This window comes from Curtobacterium sp. Curtsp57, from assembly GCF_047324335.1.
Taxonomy (GTDB): domain Bacteria; phylum Actinomycetota; class Actinomycetes; order Actinomycetales; family Microbacteriaceae; genus Curtobacterium.
The window spans coordinates 1,256,907-1,280,137 of sequence record NZ_CP168511.1; the positions used below are offsets into that span (position 1 = coordinate 1,256,907).

19 protein-coding genes and 1 tRNA gene are annotated in these 23,231 nt (G+C 70.8%); 8 read left to right on the plus strand and 12 right to left on the minus strand.

Annotated elements, in window-relative coordinates; all coding sequences use genetic code 11:
- Positions 1-30: 30 nt before the first annotated feature.
- The 3 genes from ACEN9V_RS05910 (at position 31) to ACEN9V_RS05920 (ending at position 2,047) form a co-directional block, all read left to right on the plus strand.
- Entirely contained in the window at positions 31-855 is an 825-nt protein-coding gene (locus ACEN9V_RS05910; RefSeq protein ID WP_413602518.1) for an ABC transporter permease, read from the plus strand.
- Positions 855-1,625, plus strand: a complete 771-nt coding sequence (locus ACEN9V_RS05915) for an ABC transporter ATP-binding protein (RefSeq protein WP_413602519.1) — start codon at positions 855-857, stop codon at positions 1,623-1,625. Before ACEN9V_RS05910 ends, ACEN9V_RS05915 begins: the two co-directional genes overlap by 1 nt.
- A gap of 119 nt (positions 1,626-1,744) precedes the next feature.
- Positions 1,745-2,047, plus strand: coding sequence for a hypothetical protein (locus ACEN9V_RS05920; RefSeq protein ID WP_413602520.1), 303 nt, complete (start codon positions 1,745-1,747; stop codon positions 2,045-2,047).
- An 11-nt stretch (positions 2,048-2,058) separates the two neighbouring features.
- Here the strand turns inward: ACEN9V_RS05920 and ACEN9V_RS05925 are convergent, their stop codons facing one another.
- The 5 genes from ACEN9V_RS05925 to ACEN9V_RS05945 form a co-directional block, all read right to left on the minus strand.
- Complete coding sequence (locus ACEN9V_RS05925; protein WP_413602521.1) at positions 2,059-3,291, minus strand: CDP-glycerol glycerophosphotransferase family protein; 1,233 nt, start codon at positions 3,289-3,291, stop codon at positions 2,059-2,061.
- A gap of 68 nt (positions 3,292-3,359) precedes the next feature.
- The gene (locus tag ACEN9V_RS05930) at positions 3,360-4,268 is read right to left on the minus strand and encodes a glycosyltransferase family 2 protein (RefSeq protein ID WP_413602522.1); all 909 of its coding nucleotides are present in this window, start codon (positions 4,266-4,268) and stop codon (positions 3,360-3,362) included.
- Positions 4,265-5,086 (minus strand): CDP-alcohol phosphatidyltransferase family protein, encoded by an 822-nt coding sequence (locus tag ACEN9V_RS05935; RefSeq protein ID WP_413602523.1) that lies wholly within the window; start codon positions 5,084-5,086, stop codon positions 4,265-4,267. Before ACEN9V_RS05935 ends, ACEN9V_RS05930 begins: the two co-directional genes overlap by 4 nt.
- Before the next feature lie 4 nt (positions 5,087-5,090).
- On the minus strand, positions 5,091-6,134 hold the full coding sequence (locus ACEN9V_RS05940; protein ID WP_402729118.1) for a glycosyltransferase family 2 protein: 1,044 nt from the start codon (positions 6,132-6,134) through the stop codon (positions 5,091-5,093).
- Positions 6,135-6,469: 335 nt separating this feature from the next.
- Complete coding sequence (locus ACEN9V_RS05945) at positions 6,470-8,458, minus strand: trypsin-like peptidase domain-containing protein (RefSeq protein ID WP_413602524.1); 1,989 nt, start codon at positions 8,456-8,458, stop codon at positions 6,470-6,472.
- 182 nt (positions 8,459-8,640) lie between these two features.
- Here ACEN9V_RS05945 and ACEN9V_RS05950 point away from each other — a divergent pair, with 182 nt between their 5' ends.
- On the plus strand, positions 8,641-9,873 hold the full coding sequence (locus ACEN9V_RS05950; RefSeq protein ID WP_413602525.1) for an aminotransferase class I/II-fold pyridoxal phosphate-dependent enzyme: 1,233 nt from the start codon (positions 8,641-8,643) through the stop codon (positions 9,871-9,873).
- Here the strand turns inward: ACEN9V_RS05950 and ACEN9V_RS05955 are convergent.
- Together ACEN9V_RS05955 and ACEN9V_RS05960 are read right to left on the minus strand one after the other, a co-directional pair.
- Entirely contained in the window at positions 9,827-10,630 is an 804-nt protein-coding gene (locus ACEN9V_RS05955) for a carbon-nitrogen hydrolase family protein (RefSeq protein ID WP_413602526.1), read from the minus strand. The genes ACEN9V_RS05950 and ACEN9V_RS05955 overlap by 47 nt on opposite strands.
- A gap of 23 nt (positions 10,631-10,653) precedes the next feature.
- The gene (locus ACEN9V_RS05960; protein WP_402729114.1) at positions 10,654-11,250 is read right to left on the minus strand and encodes a TetR family transcriptional regulator; all 597 of its coding nucleotides are present in this window, start codon (positions 11,248-11,250) and stop codon (positions 10,654-10,656) included.
- Positions 11,251-11,357: 107 nt separating this feature from the next.
- On the opposite strand from ACEN9V_RS05960, the gene ACEN9V_RS05965 reads away from it, so the two are divergent.
- A complete protein-coding gene (locus tag ACEN9V_RS05965) occupies positions 11,358-12,296 on the plus strand; it encodes an aldo/keto reductase (RefSeq protein ID WP_413602527.1) in 939 nt (312 codons plus the stop codon).
- 137 nt (positions 12,297-12,433) lie between these two features.
- On the opposite strand, the gene ACEN9V_RS05970 is transcribed toward ACEN9V_RS05965, so the two are convergent.
- The 3 genes from ACEN9V_RS05970 to ACEN9V_RS05980 form a co-directional block, all read right to left on the minus strand.
- A tRNA-Met gene (locus tag ACEN9V_RS05970) sits at positions 12,434-12,510 on the minus strand.
- Between the two features lie 62 nt (positions 12,511-12,572).
- On the minus strand, positions 12,573-15,617 hold the full coding sequence (locus ACEN9V_RS05975) for a UPF0182 family protein (protein WP_402729112.1): 3,045 nt from the start codon (positions 15,615-15,617) through the stop codon (positions 12,573-12,575).
- A gap of 213 nt (positions 15,618-15,830) precedes the next feature.
- Positions 15,831-16,940 carry a PDZ domain-containing protein gene (locus tag ACEN9V_RS05980; protein WP_281267228.1) on the minus strand — a complete coding sequence of 370 codons (1,110 nt, stop codon included), beginning with the start codon at positions 16,938-16,940 and terminating at the stop codon, positions 15,831-15,833.
- A gap of 127 nt (positions 16,941-17,067) precedes the next feature.
- Between ACEN9V_RS05980 and ACEN9V_RS05985 the strand changes: the two genes are divergently transcribed.
- Together ACEN9V_RS05985 and ACEN9V_RS05990 are read left to right on the plus strand one after the other, a co-directional pair.
- Positions 17,068-18,483, plus strand: coding sequence for a zinc-dependent metalloprotease (locus ACEN9V_RS05985; RefSeq protein ID WP_413602528.1), 1,416 nt, complete (start codon positions 17,068-17,070; stop codon positions 18,481-18,483).
- Positions 18,484-18,526: 43 nt separating this feature from the next.
- The gene (locus tag ACEN9V_RS05990; RefSeq protein WP_413602529.1) at positions 18,527-19,384 is read left to right on the plus strand and encodes a TOMM precursor leader peptide-binding protein; all 858 of its coding nucleotides are present in this window, start codon (positions 18,527-18,529) and stop codon (positions 19,382-19,384) included.
- Here ACEN9V_RS05990 and ACEN9V_RS05995 read toward each other — a convergent pair.
- Positions 19,275-20,996 carry an ATP-dependent helicase gene (locus tag ACEN9V_RS05995; protein WP_413602530.1) on the minus strand — a complete coding sequence of 574 codons (1,722 nt, stop codon included), beginning with the start codon at positions 20,994-20,996 and terminating at the stop codon, positions 19,275-19,277. The two genes, ACEN9V_RS05990 and ACEN9V_RS05995, sit on opposite strands and share 110 nt — an antisense overlap.
- Positions 20,993-21,928 carry an NAD(+) diphosphatase gene (nudC, locus tag ACEN9V_RS06000; RefSeq protein WP_402729108.1) on the minus strand — a complete coding sequence of 312 codons (936 nt, stop codon included), beginning with the start codon at positions 21,926-21,928 and terminating at the stop codon, positions 20,993-20,995. The genes ACEN9V_RS05995 and nudC overlap by 4 nt, the downstream gene beginning before the upstream one ends.
- Positions 21,929-22,015: 87 nt before the next feature.
- Between nudC and ACEN9V_RS06005 the strand changes: the two genes are divergently transcribed.
- Positions 22,016-23,014: a phosphotransferase gene (locus ACEN9V_RS06005; protein WP_413602531.1), complete on the plus strand. Its 999-nt coding sequence runs from the start codon at positions 22,016-22,018 to the stop codon at positions 23,012-23,014.
- Positions 23,015-23,231: the final 217 nt, after the last annotated feature.

Genomic DNA, 23,231 nt, shown 5'->3' on the forward strand with positions numbered 1-23,231 from the left:
CCTCTCGGCGATCCCGGCCGGAAGGACCCCATGACGTCAGCGAGCGCGCCGACCGTGCCCGTGACAGCTGCCACCGCAGCGTCGCGGAGTGCCGGTCGGCGCTATCGTCAGGCGCTCTGGTTGCTCACCAAGCGCGACCTCCGCGTGCGGTACTCGACGTCCGCGCTCGGGTACGTCTGGTCGATCCTCGACCCGCTCGTGATGTCGGGCATCTACTGGTTCGTCTTCACGCAGGTCTTCCACCGCGGTTCCGTCGGTGAAGAGCCGTACATCGTCTTCCTGCTCACCGCCCTGTTGCCGTGGATGTGGTTCACCGGAGCGGTCTCCGACTCCACCCGGGCGTTCATCAAGGAAGCCAAGCTCATCCGGTCGACGACCATCCCGCGGAGCATCTGGGTCGCGCGGATCGATGCCTCGAAGGGCATCGAGTTCCTGCTGAGCATCCCGGTGCTCGCGATCTTCGTCATCGCGACCGGTGCCCACGTGCACTGGCAGCTCGTGCTCTACCCGTTCGCGATCGTGCTGCAGTGCGCGCTCGTCTACGGCCTGGGGCTCATCGTCGCGCCGCTCGTGGTGTTCTTCCGCGACCTCGAGCGTGCCGTCAAGCTCGTCCTCCGCTTCGCCTTCTACGCCTCACCGATCATCTACGGCACGAACGCCCTGCCGGACGCCCTGCGCCCCCTCGCGGCGATCAACCCGCTGACGGGCATCTTCGGCATCTACCGGTCGGCGTTCTTCCCGAAGCAGCTCGACTGGTTCGAGGTCCTGTCGTCTGTCGTGACCACCGCGATCGTGGTCATCGTCGGACTCGTCGTGTTCCGGCGCAGCGAACACCGCGTCCTCAAGGAGCTCTGATGACCGCGACCGAGTCCACGACCCAGACCACGACCGGGAAGCCGGTCATCTCCGTCCGTGACGCCGGCATCCGTTTCAAGCGGAACCGTCGGGCGAGCCGCAGCTTCAAGGACCTCTTCGCCGGCAGCACCCGACGCAAGCGCGGTGACGAGTTCTGGGCGCTGCGCCACGTCTCGTTCGACGTCCGTCCCGGTGAGGCGATCGGTGTCGTCGGGCGGAACGGCCAGGGCAAGTCCACGCTCCTGAAGCTCGTGGCACAGGTGATGCTCCCCGACGAGGGCCGCGTGCACGTCGGCGCCGGGGTCGCCCCGCTCATCGAGATCACCGGCGGGTTCGTCGGTGACCTGACCGTGCGGGACAACGTCTACCTCACGGCGGGCCTGCACGGGATGTCCCGGGCCGAGATCCGCGACGGCTTCGACGAGATCATCGACTTCGCGGAGATCGGCGACTTCGTCGACACCCCGTACAAGCACCTGTCGAGCGGCATGAAGGTCCGCATCGCGTTCGCGGTGATCTCCCGCCTGGACGAGCCCGTGATCCTCGTCGACGAGGTCCTGGCGGTCGGCGACAAGGCGTTCCGCGAGAAGTGCTACAAGCGGATCGAGGAACTCCTGGCCGGCGGTCGGACCCTCTTCTTCGTGTCCCACAGCGACAAGGACCTCCGGCGCTTCTGCAAGCGGGGGCTGTACCTCGACAAGGGTCGTCTGCAGCTCGACGGCCCGATCGAGGACGCGCTCGCGAAGTACTCCGCCGACTACGGCGTCTGAGCCCGGTCGACGGCCCCCTCTCCCCAACAACCAGGCCGATCCACCCCCGCTCCACAACCCAAGGGCCCACAGGGCACTCCGGCGCCCCCAGCGTCGGACCCTCCCCTAACCTCGCCCCCATGCACCCCGCACCAACCGCCTACGCTGTCCCGTTCGTCGTCGACCGCACGCATGCGCCCCGACGGTACGACCTCACGAACATGTCCGACGAGCCGGTCGACGGACTGAGCCTCACCCACCTCGGCACCGGCTACTGCCCGCCGCTCGTCGTGCGCCGCCTCGAACCCGGTCGCAGCATCGCGATCGCGGTGTTCGGCGCCGGCCCAGAAGAGACCGGCGTCGTGATCGTCCGGTGGCGTCGTCCGGACCACAGCGAGTACCTGTGGCGGATGTCGCTGGTCGGTCCCGGCCTCGCACCGTGAACCGGACCGGGTCAGCGCTCGCCGTGCTCCTCGGCGACGCGGTGCCAACGAGCGATGAGCCGTTCGATCGCGTCGTGGAACCGAGCGGTCGCGGTCCCGGGCGAGGTGTCGCCGAAGTACCGGGCGACCCAGTGCCGCAGGGCCGCGAGCTCCGATTCGTCGTGTGCCGCGGCGTCCACGCGTGCCACGATGTCCTCCGCGTCGGTCGCGGTCAGCCAGTTCGCCGCTGCCAGGTACCCGCGCTCGTCGACGTCGGCTTCCGCGGAACGGGGCCGCGTGACGATCAGGGGCTTGCCGACGGCGAGCCGGTCGAAGATCATCGCGCTGATGTCGGTGATCGCGACGTCGGCGTCCGCGAGCTGCCAGCCCAGCTCCGGTCCGTCGTCGTACACGTGGTGCGCGCCCGGGTCAGCGGTGTTCGCGGCGGCGATGGCCGCGATGATCCGCTCGTGCGCCGCCCGGTAGTCGTCGTCCAGGACGCCGCTCCGCGGGTGCGGTCGGTAGACCAGACGGTGGCGGGGCGATGCGAGCACACGATCGGCGATGGTCGTGCCGTGGCTCGCGATCGACCCGTACGCGGCTGCCGGACGATCGCCTTCCCAGGTCGGGGCGTAGAGCACGACGGTCCGGTCGTCGGCCGGGTACGGCGGCTTCCCCGCGAAGTGGTCGGCCTGAGGACGGCCGATCGCGATCGTCCTGCTGTCCAGGTCGTAGTCCCACAGGGCCTCGGCGAGGCGGTCACGGGCAGCGTCCCCGGCGATCAGGGCGTAGTCGTACGCCTTGAACTGGTTCGTCGTCATGTACATCTTGTCGCTCTCGCCGTGGTTGACGAAGACGTGCCACATCCGCCCGTACCGCATCATCTGGAAGTTGCGGGCGTTCTGGTTGACGTACAGCACCACCTTCGGCGCCTGCTCGTCGACGAAGCGTTCCAGGTCCACGACCTGTCGGGCGTAGACAGCGGTCACCGGCGCCTCGTCGAGCAACGTGAGCATCGTCCCGGGGTTCCTGGAGATGATCGCCACCGGGTGCGTCTTCGACAGCTCCTCGAGCGGGGCGTACCACTGACGGACCTGGTACATGTTCACGGGCCCGTCGGCGAAGTACACCGCGATCTCGATGGTCCCCGGCGCCAGCGGCGGCGCTGCGGCCAGACGTCGGGCGAGCGTCCGCCGGTGCCCGCGGGCGCGCAGGAGCCGACGTGCGAGTCGGACGGCCGTGCGGGCGTCGTTGATGATCGGCATGCTGCCTCTCTCGTCGAGTCGGTTGTCGTGTCTCGTCGGTGCTCGGGCTTCGCGTCGACCGGGCGGGGTCAGACGACGGGCGGGCGGCCGGCGAGCGTCATCCGGCCGATCGTCAGCCATCCCATCGGGCGCGCGGGACCGCAGTCGGTCGCCCAGCCCTCGCGGACGCCGCCGAACCACACCCGGAGCCGTGCGGGGTGTCGCCACCAGCGTGCCACCTGGATCGCCGCCCACGACCCGACGTACAGGGGGCGGAGCGGTGCGGGCAGGTTGCGGCGGGCCAGCCAGACGCGGTTCCTGGCGTTCAGGCGGTAGTACTCGGTGTGCCGCGCCGGGTCGATCGCGGGGTGGTTCGCGATCAGGTCCCCGGCGTACCAGGTCCGTCGGCCGGCGTCCCACACCCGCCACGCGAGCTCGATGCCCTCGTGCGCGTAGAAGTACGGCGCTCCCCATCCGCCGACGACGCGGTACACGTCCATCGGCAGGATGACCGCGCCCTCCCACACCGAGAACACCGGCGACGAATCGGCGGGGTCGCCCTTCCGGATCCGGGGCACCCAGCGCCGCGGGTTCGCCGTCCCGGTCGGGTCGACCACACGCGGTTGCACGAGGCCGAGCGACGGGTCGCCTTCGAACAGGCCGATCGCGTCGCGCAGGAAGGTCTCGGAGGGGATGGACGCATCGTCGTCGAGGAAGAACACGTAGTCGCCGTCGACGACCTCGGCACCGGCGTTGCGTCCGGCCGGGATGCCGACGTTCTCCGGGAGCGCCAGCGCGCGGACGCCCTCCGGGAGACCGTTCGGCTCCCAACCGTTGCCGACGCAGACGACGTCGAGCTCCACCCCCTGCTGGGCGAGCACGCTCTCCAGCCCACGGCGCAGATCGTCCGGCCGGGTGCCCTGCGACAGACTGACCACTGCGACCCGCGGCCGTTCGCGGTGCGCCACCGCGTGGCGTCGGAGTGTGCCGGGCGTCACGCGCGCACCCGCTTCGACGAGATGATCGCGACGAAGTGCCCGAACGTCGCGATGACGGCGAGCGGCAGGAGCGCACCGACGAGGATCCGGTCGACGAACGGGTGCCCGACGGCCAGACCGATGAGCGCGAACACGAACGCCAGCATGGACAGCTCGACCGAGTGGTACAGCCGGTGGAACGGCAGGAACCGTGCGACCCGGCGGAGCGACGCGAGACGACGCCCGGACGGAGCGGTCGAGGCGTCCCGGCGGTCGACGAGCTTCTCGAGCCCGGAGTTCGCACGGGCCACGTGCACCATGTCGTTGAGCGCCTTGTTGAGCACGATGACCAGCCCGAGCGCGCAGCCGATCGTCGTCCACATCCAGTCGGCGCCGTGGATCGGCCACGTGGCAGCGCGGACGCCGAGCGCGATCGGGATGAGTCCCTCGGTCGTGTAGTGCCCGACCTTGTCGAGGAACACCCCGGCGGGCGAGCGTGTCCCGCGCCACCGTGCGACCTCGCCGTCCGAGCAGTCGACGAGCATCTGCAGCTGACCGAGCACGAGCGCGAGTGCTGCGCCCCAGATCCCGGGGATGAGCAGGGCGGCCGCGACCGACCACCCGACCAGGATCATCAGGCCGGTGACCTGGTTCGCGCTGATCCGGGTCTTGAGGAGCACCCAGGTCAGGTACGGCGAGACGTCGCGCAGGTACAGCGAGGCGGTCCAGTGCTCGGCGTTCGCACGCGACCGGACCTCGTCCGGCTGGGCGACCGCGCGCAGTTCCGCGATCGAGGTCGGGTGCGCGTAGCCGTGCTCGGCGGGCTGGTGGTCGGTCATGGGGTCACCGTCCGGTGTGGGTCGTCAGCTCGGAGGTCCGCGTCAGGAACCCGACGATGAACCCGACCCCCCAGCCGATGTGGATGCACGGCAGCACGACGAGCAGCCATGCCCGGGTGGCCGCGTCGGAGCGTCGTGCGACCACGAGGGCACCCACGACGACGAACAGCAGGTAGACCGCGGGGACGACGAACCCGAGCAGTGCCCATGCGGCGCCGCTGTGCACCGCAGCGCCGATGATGCCGACGATCCCGGCGACGATGCCGAGCCCGAGGCCGGCGACCATGGCCGGCGGCACGAAGTAGCGGATGCCGTTGCCCGCCGGGAATCGGCGTGCGAGTTCGCCTCGCCAGAGCCCGGTCGCGACGAACTGGCGGATCAGGCGCTTGAGGCTCGGCCGCGGACGGTAGGTCACGACGAGCTCCGGCGTGAACCAGACGGTCCCCCCGGTGGTGCGCAACCGTCGGTTGAGCTCCCAGTCCTGTCCGCGCTTGATGCCCTCGTCGAAGAGCCCCACCGCGAACAGCCGGTCGCGCTTGAAGACACCGAGGTAGGCGGTCTCGGCCGGACCCGCCTGGCCGCCGACGTGGTGCGGGGTCCCGCCGAGACCGACGCGGCTGCCGTAGGCGAGTGCGACCGCCTTCTCGAACGGTGTCCGTCCCTCGGCGCGCATGATGCCGCCGACGTTGTCCGCGCCGGACTCCTGCAGCGTGCGCACGGCGATCCGCGTGTAGTCGCGGGGCAGGACGGAGTGCGCGTCGACGCGGACGACGATCGGGTGCTCCGAGGCGCGGATGGCGACGTTCAGGCCGGCCGGGGTGGACCCGACGGCGTTCTCGACCGCGCGGATCCGGGGGTCGGCTGCGCTCATCTCGGCGACCAGCTCGTTCGTGCCGTCGATCGACGGGCCGAGGGCCAGGACGACCTCGAACGGCCCCTCGTAGTCCTGATCGAGGAGGCTCGCGACGGCTGCACGGACCTCGGTGACCTCGTTGAGGACGGGCATCACGTACGAGACGCCCGGCAGGGGCTGTCCGTCTGTCTGCATGCGTTCCTCGGGGTCCTGGCGGTGAGCGACCTGAAGCCTATCAACTGCCCAACCAGCGCACCTGCGGACCACCCCGCCGCCGAGCGGGCGAAATACCCGGGCCCGCCGAACGCCCCACCCCGGTATTCCGCCCGCTCGACCGGACGCGGACCGCGCACACACCGAGCGGGCGAAATACCCGGGCCCGCCGAACGCCCCACCCCGGTATTTCGCCCGCTCGACCGGATGCGGACGTTCCGCGCCCCCGCGACGCGCGCCGAGCGGTGGCGGGACCACGGACGGACGGGAGGCGCGGTGCCAGCTGGCACCGCGCCTCCCGTCCGTCCGTCCCTGCGTCAGCTCTTGCTGTCGTAGGTCCCGAGCGTCACGTCCGCCGTGCGGGTCTCCCCGTTGCGGACGTAGGTGATCGTCGTCTTCGCGCCACCCGCGAAGTAGCGGACCTGCGCGGTCAGGTCGGTCGCGTCCGAGATGGTCGCGTCGCCGATCTTCGTGACGACGTCGCCCTTCTGCAGGCCGGCGGCTGCTGCGGCGCCACCGGACGTGACGGACTTGATGAGTCCGCCCATCTGGGTCGCCTTGGCGTCCTCGTTCGCGTCGCCGACGGTCGCGCCGAGGAGCCCGTGGGTCGCCGATCCGTTGTCGATGATCTCGTTCGCGACGCGCTTCACGAGGTTCGACGGGATCGAGAACCCGACGCCGATGCTGCCGGACTGCGAGCTCGACGAGTCCGTGCTGCCCGCGCTGGCGATCGCGACGTTGATCCCGATGAGCTTGCCCTTCGAGTCGAGCAGCGCACCGCCGGAGTTCCCGGGGTTGATCGACGCGTCGGTCTGGATGACCGGGAGGGACACCGTGGTGCTCGCCCCGGAGCTCGATCCGTTGTCGCCGTTGCCCCAGAAGTCGAACGGGCCGCTGCCGTTGTTGCCCTGGCCCTCGTTGGAGTCGCCGCCGGCGTTCGGGTCGCTCGAGGTCACCTGGATGCTGCGGTTCAGCGTCGAGACGATGCCGTCCGTGACGGTGTTCGACAGGCCGAGCGGCGCACCGATCGCGACCGCGGTGTCGCCCACGTTGAGCTTCGACGAGTCCGCGAACGACATCGGCTTGAGGTCGCTCGCGTCGATCTTGATCACCGCGAGGTCGACCGTCGGGTCGGTGCCGATGAGCTTGCCGGGGTAGATCTTGCCGTCCGACGTCGTTACCTGGATGGTCCCGCTGGAGCTGTCGCCGTCGAGGGTCACCACGTGGGTGTTCGTGACGATGTAGCCGTCCTTGCTGAGGACGACGCCGGAGCCGGTGCCGGCCTCGCTGGAGGACGACACGTTGATCGTCACGACGGAGGGCGTCGCCTGCGCGGCCACGGCGGTGACGACCGTCGCGGAGTTGTAGTCGTTGACGGTGAGGTTGCCGCCGCCGCTCGAGCTCGACGAGCTGGAGGTGGTGCTGCCGCCGTTCGACGTCGCTGCGACCCAGCCGCCACCGGCTGCACCGCCGACGAGCGCGCCGACGATGAGGCCGCCGACGACCGGCAGGACGAGCTTGGAACGGCCCGACTTCCGCTTCGTGGTGGAGTCGGTACCGGCCGCTGCTGCACCGCCGGCAGCGCCGCCGAAGTAGTAGCCGTTCGTGCGCTGCTCCGCGCCGTCGGTGTCGCCGAAGGAGCTCGAGGTCGGCGCGGGAGCCGAGGTGTTCGCCGCCGGCTGGCCGTAGGCGGAGGTCGGCGCCTGGGCGGAGCCCTGCTGCGCGTACTCGCCGTACCGCGGCTGCTGGCCGTACTGGCCGTACTGACCTGCCTGGCCGTACTGGCTCGTCTGGCCGTACTGACCTGCCTGGCCGTACTGCGCCTCCTGACCGTACTGGCTCGTCTGGCCGTACTGACCTGCCTGGCCGTACTGCGCCTCCTGGCCGTACTGCGCCTGCTGGCCGTACTGCGCCTCCTGGCCGTACGGAGCCTGCTGGCCGTACGCTGCCGTCGGCTGCTGGCCGGTCTCACCGTCCGACTGCCGGGACGCGGGCGCCGCGTACGCCGAGTGGTCCTGCCCGTAACCGCCCGACGTCTGCTGGGTGTCCTGGGCCGTCGGGTACGGCGCGGTGTACTGGCTCGTCGGGTGCTCCGAGGCGGGGAACTGCTCCGTCTCGCTCACCGTCGACGCCGGTTCGATCACGTCGGTGTGGTCCGCGTCGCGGTGCGCGCTGGTCTCTGCTTCGCTCGGCGTCGACGCTCCAGCGTCGCCCGCCTGCTGCGCGACGTCGTCGGCGCCGACCCCTGGGGTCGTGTCGTCCTGACGGTCGTCGTCGCCGTGCCCGTTGGGCGTGGTGTCGGTCATGCTGGACGTGCTCCTTTCAAGCTCGTGCAGTCTGTCGCACGCACCTGGGCGGTCATCCTGACAGGGCTGCGAGTGCCCTATGGCGATCTTATGCGTCAGCTGTGGACAGGATCCCGGGGCGGTCCTCGGGGAGGCACTAGGTTGGGGTCCGTTCAGCGGCACCGCGCGTCGAAGGGAACCCCATGCGGCACTCAGGACCATGGTTGCGAGCAGCGGAGGGCGCCATGCTCCTCGGCTCGGACGGCACACCGGCGCCGACGGTCTTCGCCGAGATGAGCGCCCTCGCCGCCAGCACCGGAGCGATCAACCTCGGGCAGGGGTTCCCGGACGAGGACGGTCCGGCCGAGGTGCTCGACGCCGCGGTCCGAGCGATCCGCGACGGCGTCAACCAGTACCCGCCGGGCCGCGGGACGCCGGACCTCCGGCAGGCGATCGCCGAGCACCAGCAGCGCTGGTACGGACTCGACGTGGACCCCGACCGAGCGGTCCTGGTCACCGCCGGGGCGACGGAGGCACTGGCCGCGACGCTCCTCGCCCTGGTCGAGCCCGGGGACGAGGTGATCACCTTCGAGCCGTTCTACGACGCGTACGGGGCGCTCATCGGGCTCGCCGGGGGCACGCACGTCACGGTCCCCCTGACCACACCGGACTTCCTGCCGGACGAGGGCACGCTCCGTGCCGCGTTCTCCGACCGGACCAGGGCCGTCCTGGTGAACACGCCGCACAACCCGACCGGACGGGTGCTCCCGACCGAGGTGCTGCAGACCATCGTCGAACTCGCCGAGCGGTACGACGCCGTCATCGTCACGGACGAGGTCTACGAGCACCTGACGTTCGACGTCCCGCACGTCCCGATCGCGACGCTCCCCGGCGCCCGGGACCGCACCGTGACGATCTCCAGCGCTGGGAAGACCTTCAGCACCACGGGCTGGAAGATCGGCTGGCTCACGGCTCCCCCGGCACTCGTCGACGCGATCACGTCGGTCAAGCAGTTCCTGACGTTCGTCAACGGCGCCCCGTTCCAACCCGCGGTCGCCGCCGGACTCCGGCTGCCGGACGCGGTCTTCGCCGGGATCGCCGCTGACCTCTCGGCGAAGCACGGCGTGCTCGCATCCGGGCTCACGGCCGCCGGCTTCGACGTGATGCGCCCGGACGGCGGGTACTTCGTCATCGCGGACACCGCACCGCTCGGGTACGACGACGCGCGCGCGTTCTGCATGGAGCTCCCGGCACTCGCCGGGGTCGTGGGCGTCCCGGTGTCCGCGTTCGTGCGGCCCGATCGCTCGGCCGGCTACCGGTCGCTCGTGCGGTTCGCGTTCTGCAAGCGACGCAGCGTGCTCGAGGACGCGGCCGAACGGCTCGCGGGCCTCAGCGAGCCGTCACGTCGTACCGGCGCAACGCCAGCGAGGGGTTGACCCGCCGGACCTCGTCCGTGACGTCGGTGTCGACCGTCGCCACGAGCAGGCCGGGTGTGGCACCGAGCGCCGCCGTGGCGACACCGGCGGGATCGAGCACGACCGAGCCACCGATCCCGACCGGCGGAGCCTGTCCGACGCCGACGACCCAGACCGTGTTCTCGATCGCTCGGGCGGTCAGCAGCGTGCGCCAGTGGTGTTCCTTGCCGGGACCGCGGACCCACTCCGCCGGCAGCAGGACGACGTCGACCGGGGCCACCGCGAGCCGCCGCGTCACCTCGGGGAACCGCAGGTCGTAGCAGGTCTCCAGACCGATGCGGACGCCGGCGACCTCGAACACCGGCAACTGCGCGGGGTCGCCGGGCTCGATGCGGTCGGACTCCCGGGAGCCGAACGCGTCGTAGAGGTGGACCTTCCGGTAGGCCTGCAGCACCGCGCCGTCCGCGCCGATCGCGACGAGCGTGTTCCGGAACCGGTCCACCCGGTCCGAGCGCTCCGCGACCCCGACGACGACGGCCACGCCGGTCTCGCGGGCGACCTGCTGCAGGCCCTGTACGAACGGTCCGTCGAGCGGCTGCGCTGCGGCGACGAACCGGTCGTCGATCTCGGCGGTGAAGTACGAGGTGTACTCGGGCGTGACGAGCAGGTCGGCTCCGCGGGCCGCGGCGTCGACCGCCGCCGCACGGACCGTCTCGAGGTTCGCCGTCGGGTCGTCGACCGGGGCGAACTGTGCTGCTGCGATCGTCAGAGTGGTCACGATGCCAGGCTAACCGGCTCCGGTCAGCGGACGTCGAGCACGTCGAACGACCGACGCAGGAGGCCGCTCACGTCCCGCTCGGGCCCGGTCGCCCATGCGGTGATCGCGACGTCGAAGCACCCCAGCGCCGCCTGCACGATCGTCCGCGCACGGAGGTCCACGTCGTGCCCGCCGAGACGGTCCACGACGAGCGGCACCAGCACCTCTGCCCACGCCTGGTGCTTCTCGAGGTTGCGGGCGCGGAGCGACGGGGCACTCGTCATGACACGGATGGAGCGACGGTCGGTCTCACGATCGTCCCCACCGCGTCCGACCATCTCGACGAACGCCTCCCGCAGGGCGGTCCACACCGGTTCGTCGGCCGGACGGGAACCGAACGCAGCAGCCAGCGCCTCGCGGTGCCGCGCGGGCTCGCCGATCACCGCGTCCTCCTTCGCGGGGAAGTACCGGTGGAAGCTCCGTGTGGAGATCCCGGCCTCCGCGGCGACCTGCTCGACGGTCACGCGGTCGAACCCGTCGGCGTCGAACCGGGCGATGGCGACGGCGGCGATGCGCGCCCGGACGGCGTCGCGGGTGATGTCCCGCAGGCCCGGGCGCCGGTCGGTGCTCGTGTCGCTCATCCGTCGATCCTAGCAAGTCGGCAGATTCCGCCGCGCTTGGCAGACTCTGCCAAATATGGCGTACAGTGCCGTGCAGCACCACTCACCACGTCCCGGAAGGACAGCACATGGAACACCGCACCCTCGGTCAGCAGGGTCTCGTCGTCGGCGCCGTCGGCTACGGGGCCATGGGCACGACGTTCGCCTACGGTCCCGGCGACGACACGGAGTCGATCGCCGCGATCCGGCGCGCGCACGAGCTCGGCGTCACCCACTTCGACACCGCGGAGCTCTACGGGTGGGGCACCGGTGAGCGACTGCTCGGCACGGCACTCGCCCCGATCCGCGACGAGGTCACCATCGCGACGAAGTTCGGCTTCACGCCGGAGACCTTCGCGCCGAACTCGCAGCTCGACCACATCCGCGAGGTGGTGGACGCCAGCCTCGTGAACCTCGGCACGGACTCGATCGACCTGCTCTACCAGCACGTCCACGACCCCGCCGTGCCGATCGAGGACGTCGTCGGCGTCATGCAGGAGTACGTCCAGGCCGGCAAGGTGCGGTACCTCGGCCTCTCGAACACCGACGCGGAGAGCATCCGCCGTGCGAACGCCGTCCACCCGATCTCGGTGTTGCAGACGGAGTACTCGATCTTCTCGCGGGAGTCGGAGGACCTCTTCCCCGTCGTCGACGAACTCGGGATCGGCCTCGTCGCGTACTCCCCCCTCGCCCGCGGGTTCCTCAGCGGCTCGGTCGGACCACGGAGCAGCTACGCCCAGGACGACATCCGGCAGTTCCTCGACTGGTGGGCTCCCGGCCACTACGAGGCGAACACCGCCGTCGTCGCGGGCCTGACCGAACTGGCCGATGCGAAGGGGATCTCACTGTCGCAGCTGGCCCTCGCGTGGATCCTCGCGCAGCGGGAGGACATCGTGCCGATCCCGGGATCGCGGAACCCCGGACGGGTCGCGGAGAACGTCGCAGCCGCCGAGATCACCTTCACGGAGGACGAGCTCGCCCGCATCGACGCGCTCGGTCACGGGGTGCGCGGCAAGCGCGCGGGCTGATCCGCGACCACTGACGGACGGGAGGCGCGGTGCACGTCCGCACCGAGCCGCCCGTCCGTCGCGGCGCGACCCCACGGCCGCCACAGGGCACACGAAGAAGCCCCGGTCCGAAAGGACCGGGGCTTCTTGTGTCGCGTTGGTTGCGGGGGCAGGATTTGAACCTACGACCTCTGGGTTATGAGCCCAGCGAGCTACCGAACTGCTCCACCCCGCGGCACGTTGAACAGCCTACACGGCAACGGGCGGGGCACCAAATCGAGTGCCCCGCCCGTGTCGTCAGTTGCCGGAGCTGCTGCTCGCCTCGGCGTCGATGGCTGCCTGGATCGCCTCCTGCAGGCGCTTGTCCGCCTCCGCAGCGGCAACGAGGTCGTTGTCCGCGTAGGCCTGCTGGCGGTCCTGCAGTGCGGCGTTCGCGTCGTCGAGGGCCTGCTGCACGGCCGGGTTCGTCGACGTCGATCCGCTGCCGCCCGTCGACCCGGATCCCGAGCTCGACCCCGAGTCCGAGGACCCGTTGTCCGAGCCGTTGTCCGACCCGCTCGACGAACCGGAGCCGCTCGCGGCGCCCTGGTCACCCGCGGCAGCGCCGGAGTCACCGCCGAAGAGCTGGTTGAGCGCCTCGTCGAGGGTGTCCTCGAACGCGATCTTGTCACCGAAGGCCACGAGGACCTTCTGCAACAGCGGGTAGGAACCGCTCGACGTCGACTGCACGTACACCGGCTGGACGTAGAGGAATCCGCCGCCCACCGGGAGCGTCAGCAGGTTGCCCTGCTTCACGGTGCTGTTCCCGCGCTTCAGGATGTTCAGCTCCTGCGACACCGTGGTGTCCGAGTTGAACAGGTTCTGCACCTGCAGCGGCCCCGGGATGTTGTCGGTCTTGGGGATCGTCAACAGCGTCAGCTTGCCGTAGCCCGAGGCCCGTTTGCCCTTGCCGGCACCGCCCGCGTCGGAGTCGACGGCGAGGTAGCCGGTCAGCACGTTCCGGGCGTTGGAGCCGGTCTGCTGCGGGATGTACGTCGTGTACAGCGAGTAGGCGGTCCCCTGCCCGGGCACCTTCATCGTGAGGTAGTACGGGTCCTGCAGATCCGCCCTGGTCGCCGTCGTCTGCGTCCCGAGGCCGGTCGTCGTGGTCGTCGTGCTCGTGTCACTGCTGGTGTCGCTGTCGCTCGACCCGGTCGTCGGGTCGGACGGGGTCGTCCAGGCGTCGTCACCCGAGTAGAACGAGTTCGCGTTGGTGACGTGGTAGGTCCCGAGGATCGAGCGCTGCACCTTGAACAGGTCGGTCGGGTACCGCACGTGGTCGAGGAGCTCGGCGCTCATGCTCGACACCGGCTTCATCGACGTCGGGAAGATCTTCTGCCAGGTCTTCAACACCGGGTCCTTGGTGTCCCACGCGTACAGCGTGACCTTGCCCGTGTACGCGTCGACCGTGGCCTTCACCGAGTTCCGGATGTAGTTGACCTGATCGGTCCGGAAGGTCGACGACTCGGTGCCGGCGATGCTGTCGGAGAGGCTCTGGCTCTGCGAGTACGGGTACGCGTCCGAGGTGGTGTAGCCGTCGACGATCCACTGCAGGCGGTGGTCGACGATCGCGGGGTAGGCGTCGGTGTCGGTCGTCAGGTACGGCGCGACCTTCTGGACGCGCTTGATCGGGTCACGGTCGTAGAGGATCTGCGAGTCCTTGTTGACCGCGTTCGACAGCAGGATCTGCTCCGACTGGAACTTCGCCGCGTAGACGAGCCGGTTGAAGAAGTTGCCGATGCTCGGCCCGCCGTTGCCCTGGTACGTGGTGGTCGCGTTGCCGCCGTTGTCGTCCGCACTGTCCGAGCCGGACGGGTAGTCGAGCTCGACGTTCTTCGAGCCCTTCGGAGCCCCGACGATGGAGTACGGCGGCGAGGTCTCACCGAAGTACACGCGCTGCTGGTAGTCCCCCAGTGCCCCGGTGGACGGGATGCCCGACTCGAGGAACACCGGCTTGCCGTCGCTCGCGCGCTGGTTGCCGTACGCCGCGGTCACACCGAACCCGTGGGTGTACACGAACGTGCGGTTGTACTGCGTGTTCGCCGCGCTGCTCAGTCCGTCGAGGTCGATGTCGCGGACCGCGATGACGGTGTCCTCGGTCTGGCCCTTGATGTTGTAGCGGTCGACGTCGAGCTCGTCCGGGAACTGGTAGTACTGCCGGGACTGCTGGAGCTGGCTGAACGTGTCCGAGACGATCTTCGGGTCGATGAGCCGGATGTTCGTGGTCGTCTGCGCGTCCTCGGCGAGGGCACCGGTGGCCGTCTCGGTCGTGGCGTCGTAGTTCGACTCCTTGACCCCGGAGACGCCGTACGCGTCACGGGTGGCGTCGATGTTCCGCTGGATGTACGCCGACTCGAACGAGCGCTCGCTCGGTGCGACCTGCAGGCGCTGCACGATCCACGGGTAGATGCCGCCGATGACGATCGCCGACACGAGCAGCAGCCCGGTGCCGACGATCGAGATCCGCCAGCGGCCGATGATCGCCGTGACGATGAACAGGATCGCGACGATCGCCGCGATGCCCGCCATGATCTCGCGACCCGGGATCGTGGCGTTCACCTCGGTGTACTGCGCACCGGTGATGAGCGAGTTGTCCTTGGTCAGCGCCGCGTACTGGTCGAACCACAGGCTGAGGGCCTGCAGCGCGATGTAGACCGCTGCGGTGATCGCGAGCTGCACGCGGGCGGCGCGGGAGATGCGGACCTCTCGCCCGCCGAAACGCATCGCGCCGTACAGGTAGCTGGCGGCGAGCGCGGCCAGGCCGGCGATGAGCACGACGGCGGACGAGTACGCCACGACGGAGCGCCAGAACGGCAGCTCGAAGACGTAGAAGGCGATGTCCAGCCCGAACTGCGGGTCAGTCTTGCCGAACGGCGTCCGGTTGAAGTACTCGAGGACCATGCTCCAGCGCGGCGCGGTGGCGAGCCCGGCGAAGACGCCGAGGACCACCGGGATGCCGATCATCACGACACGGCGGAGCGGTTCGATGACCTGCTGGTAGCGGTCGAGCTGCGAGCCGAGCTTCGCGTAGACCGGCCGGAACCGGAACGCGAGCAGGATGCTGACGTACACCGGCACGGCCATGCCGAGGAAGCCGGCGACGAACATCAGCCCGCCGGCGAGCCACCTGGTGGTCAGCACGTTCTGGAAGCCCAGCTGGGCGAACCATGCGTAGTCCGTGTACAGGCTCGCGAAGATGAAGAAGGCGATCACCAGTGCTGCGAGCACGATGATCGTGACCACGATCGGGACACGCGGCGAACGCCGTCCCGCGGTGGACGAGTTGGACGAGGTTGTCGTCACGTGATTGTGCTCCAGACGTGTCGGACCGGCAGGCCCGGCGCACCGGGCCGTCAGTGCACCGATCCTATGGGACGGGACCGACAGCGAACCTGTACCCGATCTCAGGAAACCCGATCTCAGGAAGGCGCCACGAGCCTCCCGGCCCGGCCTGGAGGCACGGCAGCCCCCGCCACGCGGCGCGCGTGGTGGACGTGGCCGGGCCCAGGGCCGCGGTCAGGACCCGCAGGTCGCCAGACCGGCAGTGCTCTTCCCGCTCGCGATGGTGTCGAGGTCGGTGACCGCCTGGTCCAGCGTCTTCACGGAGTAGACGTCGAGTCCGTCGGGGACGTGTCCGACGACCTCGTCGCAGTTGTCCGCCGGGGCGAGGAAGACGGTCGCGCCCGCGTCCTTCGCGCCGTAGAGCTTCTGGCGGATGCCGCCGATCGGACCGACCTCGCCGTCGGCGGTGATCGTGCCGGTGCCGGCGACGTGCTTGCCGCCGTTGAGCTTGCCCGGCGTGATCTCGTCGATGATCCCGAGGGCGAACATCATGCCCGCCGACGGCCCGCCGACGTCCTGGAGCTTGATCGACACGTCGAACGGGAAGTCGTAGTGCTCGACCACACCGACACCGAGCAGCGCGGTGCCGCTCTCGTCGCGCGGGGTGACCGTCACGTCCTTCGACGCGCCGTCGCGGGTGATCGTGACCGTCGCGGGGCTGGACGTCCCGTGCTTCGCCACGGCTTCCCGGAGGGTGGTCGCGTCGGCGTTCGTCGTGAGCGACGTGCCGTCGAACGCGGTGATGACGTCGCCCTTCCGGATCGTGCCGTCGGCGGCGGAGCCGTCCTGCACGGTGCCGACCTCGAGCGTCGTCGGGATCGCGAAGCCCTGCTGGATGAGTGCGGCCGCGACGGCGGACTGCTGCGAGTTCGACATGTCGGCGGCGTCCTGCTTGTTCACCTGCTCGGTCGTGGTCCCAGGGGGGTAGATCGCCGACGCGGGGACGACGGCCTGGGACTTCGTGAACAGGGCCCGGATGACGCTCGTCCAGGCGGGGCGCTGCGTGGCCGTGCCCTCGACGCTCACCGTGAGCATGTCGAGCGCGCCAGCGGTCGGGTACGTCTGGTGCCCGTCGACCTGGATGAGCTTGACGTCCTTCGCGTCCTTGCCGGTCCCCTGCCGCTGGGTGCCGATCGTGTTGAAGACCGGGCCGGGCAGCTCGATGACGTACGGGCTCGGGAGCACGCTCGCGATGATCGCCAGCACGACGGCCCCGACGACGAACGCCCACCCGACGGTCCTGGTGCGGGAGCGGCGGCGGGGAGCGGGCGCGAAGAGGGTCAACGGGGTCCTTCCGGAGTGAGGTTCGCCGTGGTTCTTGCTCGGCTGTTCGCCCTGGGCGCAGCCCGCGGAGCGATCCCACGGGTCCGTCCCAGGTCCGGCCCCACGAGCAGCGATTAGCGTAGTCGGCATGCCTGATGAACCGCAGCCGGGGCCGGACGACGACTTCCAGGAGATGCTCCGCAAGCTCCTGTCCGGGGAAGGCCAGATCGACCCGTCGCAGCTCGCCGGCGCGGCCGGTCTGCCGAACGACCCGGCCTTCGTCGCCAACCTGATGAGCCAGCTCCAGCGTGCGGCACAGGACGGCGGGGACGGCATCGACTTCTCGGTCACGGCCGAACGCGCCACCGCGATCGCGAAGGACGGCCAGCACGGGGTCGACCCGGCAACGTCGCAGGCGAGCGACCAGGCGTTCCAAGTCGCCGCGCTCTGGCTCGACGAGGTGACGACCGTGGCCGAGCTGACCGCGACCCCGAGTCTCTACACCCGTGAGCAATGGGCGAAGGCGACCGCACCCGTGTGGACGCAGATCGCCGAGCCCGTCGCGGACAGCATCGCGACCGCGCTGACCGAGGCCATCGACCAGCGCGCCCCGGAAGAGCTCAAGGCCATGCTCGGCGACGTGTCGAAGGCGATGCGCGGCGTCGGGGGCGCACTGTTCGCGATCCAGCTCGGTCAGGTCGTCGGGCAGCTCTCGAAGGAGGTCGTGTCCGGCGGCGACGTCGGCGTGCCCCTGCTGGACGAGCAGGTCGCGGCCCTCCTCCCCCAGAACGTGGCCGAGTTCGCCGAGGGCCTCGACGTGCAGGAGGACGAGGTCCGCATCTACCTCGCCGTCCGCGAGCTCGCACACGCCAGGCTCTTCCGCTCCGCGCGGTGGCTCCGCCTGCACATCATCTCCTCGATCACGGAGTACGCCCGCGGCATCCACATCCCGTTCGACCGCGTCGAGGAACTCGCAGCGGACATCGACCCGACCGACCAGGAGCAGCTCCGCGACGCCCTGGCGTCCGGTGCGCTGATCCCGCCGCGCACCCCGGAGCAGGACGCGGCGCTTGCCCGCCTGGAGACGATGCTCGCGCTCGTCGAGGGCTGGGTCGACACGGTCACCGCGGCCGCCACGGCACGCCTCCCGCGTTCCGGCGCGATCGCGGAGACGGTCCGCCGTCGCCGCGCAGCCGGTGGTCCGGCCGAGTCCGCGTTCGCCACGCTGGTCGGCCTCGAGCTCCGTCCCCGTCGTCTCCGGGAAGCAGCCGCCATGTGGCAGCGGGTCACGGACGAGCTCGGCGCCGAGCAGCGGGACGCGCTCTGGGCGGCGTTCGACCTGGTCCCCGTGTCCGACGACATCGACTTCCCCGACGCACTCGTCGCCCGGCTCCGCAACCCCGGGCAGAGCGCCGCGGACGACGAGTTCGACCGGGCGCTCGAGGACCTGCTCAACGACACGACCGGCGACCGCCCGCACGAGGACGAGTCAGGCGGGATCGAGGACGACGACGAGGCTGGTGACGACGGGCCGAAGGGTTCGTCGGGTTCTCCACAGATCTGACGACGGCCCCCACCGGTCCCGGCACGTCCGGCACGGTGGGGCCATGGGCATCCGCATCGATCCGACCCTCGAGTTCGTCTGGCGCGACCCGACGACCGTCCAGCTCGGCGTCGATCCGCCACGCGCCGTGGTCGCCGTCCCCACCACGGCGGAAGAACGGTTCCTGTGCACCCTCCGCCGCGAGACCGGGCGGGACGCCCTGTCCGGCGTCGCCGCGAGCGTCGGGTGCCGACCGGAGGTCGCTGCGCGGGTGCTCGGCGCGGCGTCACCCGCCGTGCTCGACATGCTCCCCGAACCGCTCGCCCGGGTCGAGGTGCACGGCGCCGCCGACCTCGCCGGGATCGTCGACGACTTCCTCACGGGTGACGGTGTGACCGTGGTCCGGACCGTCGCCCCGCGCGGCGGTCCGGTCGTGCTGCCGGATCCCGAACCGTCGATGGCCGTCGTCGTCGCCGAGCACGTGGTCGACCCCGCGCTGCGGTCGGCGTGGACCCGCCGTGGGACGCCGCACGTCCCCGTCGTGGTCGGTGACGGCCGCATCCGGATCGGACCGCTCGTGGTCCCTGGTACCGGACCGTGCCTGCAGTGCATCGAGTACGCACACGTCGACGACGACCCCGCGTGGCCGGCGATCGCCCCGCAGGTCTGGGGCCGACCGGCAGCACCGCTCTCGCCCTACCGTGCCGGTGCGGTCGCGGCAGCGGTCACCCGCATGGTCCTCGAGCACCTGCCGGGGACAACGGTGCGTCCCGACGACGAGCAACTCGTCTTCGAGCGCGACGACCTGTCGGTCAGTCGGCGGCAGGTGCGGCCGCATCCCCGCTGCGCGTGTCGAGCGCTGCCAGGAACCGGCTCGGCGCCCGCGCCCCGCCTCGGGTGGACCCCTGTCGTGACCACGTGACGGTCACGGTGCGGCGGGCACGGGTGAGTCCGACGTAGAAGAGCCGGCGTTCCTCGTCCACCTCGTCGTCGGTCGTCGCGTGCGAGATCGGCAGCAGCCCCTCGGCGACGCCGGCGATCACCACGTTCGGCCACTCGAGGCCCTTCGAGGAGTGCAAGGTCGCGAGCGTGACGGCGTCGAGCTCTGGCTCGTGGTGGGTCGCCGCGCGGTCGACCAGGTCCTGGGTGAACTGCTGCATGGTCGTGCCGGCCGGGGCGTCCTCGGCGAGGCCCATGATCGCCTGCAGCGCCTCCCATTGCTCGCGGACCGCTCCGGTGCCCTCCGGTGCGGTCGGTGTCCACCCGCTGACCTGCAGCACGAGCCCGACCCGGCGGGTGAGCTCGTCGTCGGTCTGACGGATGGCCTCGCCGCGCATGTGGTGCACCGCGAGCTTGACCTCGGGACGGTCGAAGAAGCGCGTCCCGCCCTGCACCCGGTACGGGATCCCCGCGCGGCCGAGCGCCGCCTCGAGCGCGGCCGACTGTGCGCCGACGCGGAACAGCACGGCGCAGTCCCCGTACGTCGCGCCCCCGGCGACCAGGTCGGTGATCCGTCTGGCGATGGTCTGCGCCTCGTCGCCGTCGTGCACGCACGGCACGACCACCGGGTCCGGGCCGGGTTCCGTGGTCTGCGCGACCAGGTCGAGGGCACCCGGCTGGCCGCGCATCAGCGCGTTCGCGGCGTGCACGACCTCGCGCGTGGACCGGTAGTTCCGCTCGAGCCGCAGCACCGATCCCCGGGGGAACTCCGATCCGAACCCGAGCAGGTAGCGACTCGACGCCCCGGCGAACGAGTAGATGGTCTGGCTGGCGTCGCCGACGACGCACAGGTCCTGGCGGTCGCCGAGCCAGGCCTTGAGCAGGTCGTGCTGCACGGGCGAGACGTCCTGGTACTCGTCGACCACGAAGAACCGGTACTGCTGCCGGACGTAGCTCGCCACCCGGGGCTCGGTCTCGACCATGCCGAGCGTCGCCAGCAGGACGTCCTCGAAGTCGAGCTGCCGACGGTCGTCCTTCAGCCGCTCGTACGCGCGCATCAGGTCGATCACCCGTGCGGGGCTCGTCTCGCGGGGCATGACCCGTTCGGCGGCGGCTGCCTCGTACTCCTCGAGGGTGAGCCGCTGCACCTTCCGCCACTCGACCTCGGCGGCGAGGTCGCGGAGCACCGGCTTGTCGACGCTCATCCCGACCGTGTCCGCGGCGTGCGCGATCATCCGCGCCTTCGACTCCACGATCCGCGGCGCGTGACCGCCGACGGTGTCCGGCCAGAAGTAGCTGAGCTGCGACATCGCCGCTGCGTGGAACGTGCGGGCCTGCACGGCGCCGGCGCCGAGCGCACGCAGCCGGGAACGGAGCTCGCCCGCCGCCCGGGTGGTGAAGGTCAGCGCGAGGACGTGCGCGGGCGAGTAGGTGCCGGTCGCGACCCCGTACGCGATGCGGTGCGTGATCGCGCGGGTCTTGCCGGTGCCCGCGCCGGCGAGGACGGCGACGGGGCCGAGGAGCGTCGTCGCGACGGTGCGCTGTTCCGCATCGAGCGCGGCGAGCAGCGCCTCCGGAGACGAGGCAGGGTTCACGGCAGGTCCAGCGGGCCGCCGTACCACTCCTCGATGATCGCCCGGGCGATCGACGTCCTGCCCGGGAGTAGGAGGGTGTCCCCGGCACGCTCCCGGATCTCGTCGCGCGAGAACCACCGGACGTCGAGGATCTCGACACCGTCCGGACGTGCGGTGGAGGGGTCGCCGTCGACCGCCTTCGCCCGGAACCCGACCATCAACGACGCGGGGAACGGCCACGGCTGCGACCCGAGGTACTCCGGCTCGTCGACCCGCACGCCGGACTCCTCCCAGACCTCGCGCCGGACGGCGTCCTCGAGCGACTCCCCCGGCTCGACGAACCCGGCGAGCAGCGAGTAGCGGTCCTGGTCCCACGCGGCGTTGGAGCCGAGCAGGATGCGGTCGTCGCCGTCGGTGACGCCGACGATGATCGCGGCGTCGGTGCGCGGGAAGTGCTCGTGTCCCTCGGGGTCGCGGCGCACCCAGCCGCCGGTCACCACCTCGGTCGCCGAACCGGTCCGGGGCGAGAACCCGTGGACCGCGTGCCAGTTCGCCATCGCGACGGCCTCGACCGCGAGGCCCTGGTCGCGCGGCGAGAGCTCGGTGCCGAACATCCGCAGGCTCTCCCACGCGTCGGCGTCCGGCTCGATCCGTCGGGCGGCGTCGTCATCGACCAGCGCGGCCGCGAAGCGCGTGCCGGACGGGGCGTCGTCAGCGTCCCGCACCGAGCGCCCCAGGTAGATCACCGGCGCGTCGTCGGGCACGTCGGCCGCGCCCACGAAGCGCAGCGAGCCGGACGGCAGCCGCAGCATCGCACCGCCGTGGACCGGGAGGAAGCGGGTCTCCGGATCGTCCCGCAGGGACCGCTCGAGGTCGTCGGTGGTCCGGAACTCCGCGTCGCGGTCGAGTTCGTTGCGGGAGAGCGGAAGCCGGGCGGCGAACTCCACGGTCACGTGGGACTCCTCAGATCGGTGTCGTGTCGGGACCGGGTCAGCGTGGCGAACGTCGTTCGCGGCGCATGCGGACCTACCCTGAGGGGCATGGCGGGATCCCAGTTCACTCTAGCGGCGTTGGCGACGACGGCCGTTCCCGGACTCGTGGTCACGGGCACGCGCACCCTCGGTTCCATCGCGTCCGGGGACTACGAGTCGGCGGTCCTCCGGGACGCCGACGGGGCCGAGTCGGCCATCCGGCGACCCCGCAACCAGCGTGCGGAGGCACGGCAGTCGGCCGATCTCCTCGCGATCCGGGCGCTGAGCGCCGGGATCAGGTCGCGCCTCCCGTTCGCCGTCCCCGAGTACCGGGGTCAGGCGCCGATCGGGTCCACGCGTGCCATCGTGACCACCTACGTCCCGGGGGCGCACCCCGCGCTCCGCGCACTCGCGGAGCGGCCGGAGCTGGCGACCAGCGTCGGCCGGTCCATCGCCGCCGTGCACGTGCTGCCGACGAGCTTCGTGACGGACGCCGGTCTGCCGTCCCTCACCCCGTTCGAGATCCTCCGTTCCGCGGTGTCCGTGATGGACCGTGCGGTGGCGACCAAGCTGGTCCCGGCCGCACTGCAGGAGCGGTGGGAGGGCGCTGCCCGCGACCAGCAGCTCTGGCAGTTCACGCCCACCGTCGTGCACGGCGCCTTCGGGGTCGACGCGATCCTCGTCGAGGGCGACTCCGTCTCCGGTGTCCTCGGCTGGGGCGAGCTCCGGCTCGGCGACCCGGCGAAGGACCTGGCGTGGGTGCTGGCCGGACGGCGCGAGGCGTTCGACACGGTCCTCAGCGCGTACGAGGCGAACGGCGGCGGCCGCGACCGGCAGCTCGCCCAGCGCGCCAGGGTGTACCACGAGCTCGAGACCGCGCAGTGGTTGCTGCACGGTGTCCAGGCGAAGAGCACCGAAGTGGTCGACGACGCGGTCGCGATGATGCACCGGCTGGTCGACGCGGTGCACGCGCCGACGTCCACACCGCTGCAGTCGGTCTCCCCGGAGACGATGGAGATCGGCGAGGTCGAGCAGCTGCTGTCGTCGACCGAGCGTCGGCACGGCTGACGCCGGTCGGGCCGCGGCGCTCACCGGGAGGCTCCGACCGGGAGGCTCCGACCGGGAGGCTCCGGTCGGGAGGCTCTGACCGGTCACAACACACCGCTCACGTTCGCCGAGCGGTCTCGTTCCGTCGTCCGGTGCGCCTCCCAACGACGATTCCCGACCGGTCGGCGGGAGTGGTCGGCGCGAGTGGGCGGCCGGGAGGCTCGGGGCGGCTCCGCCC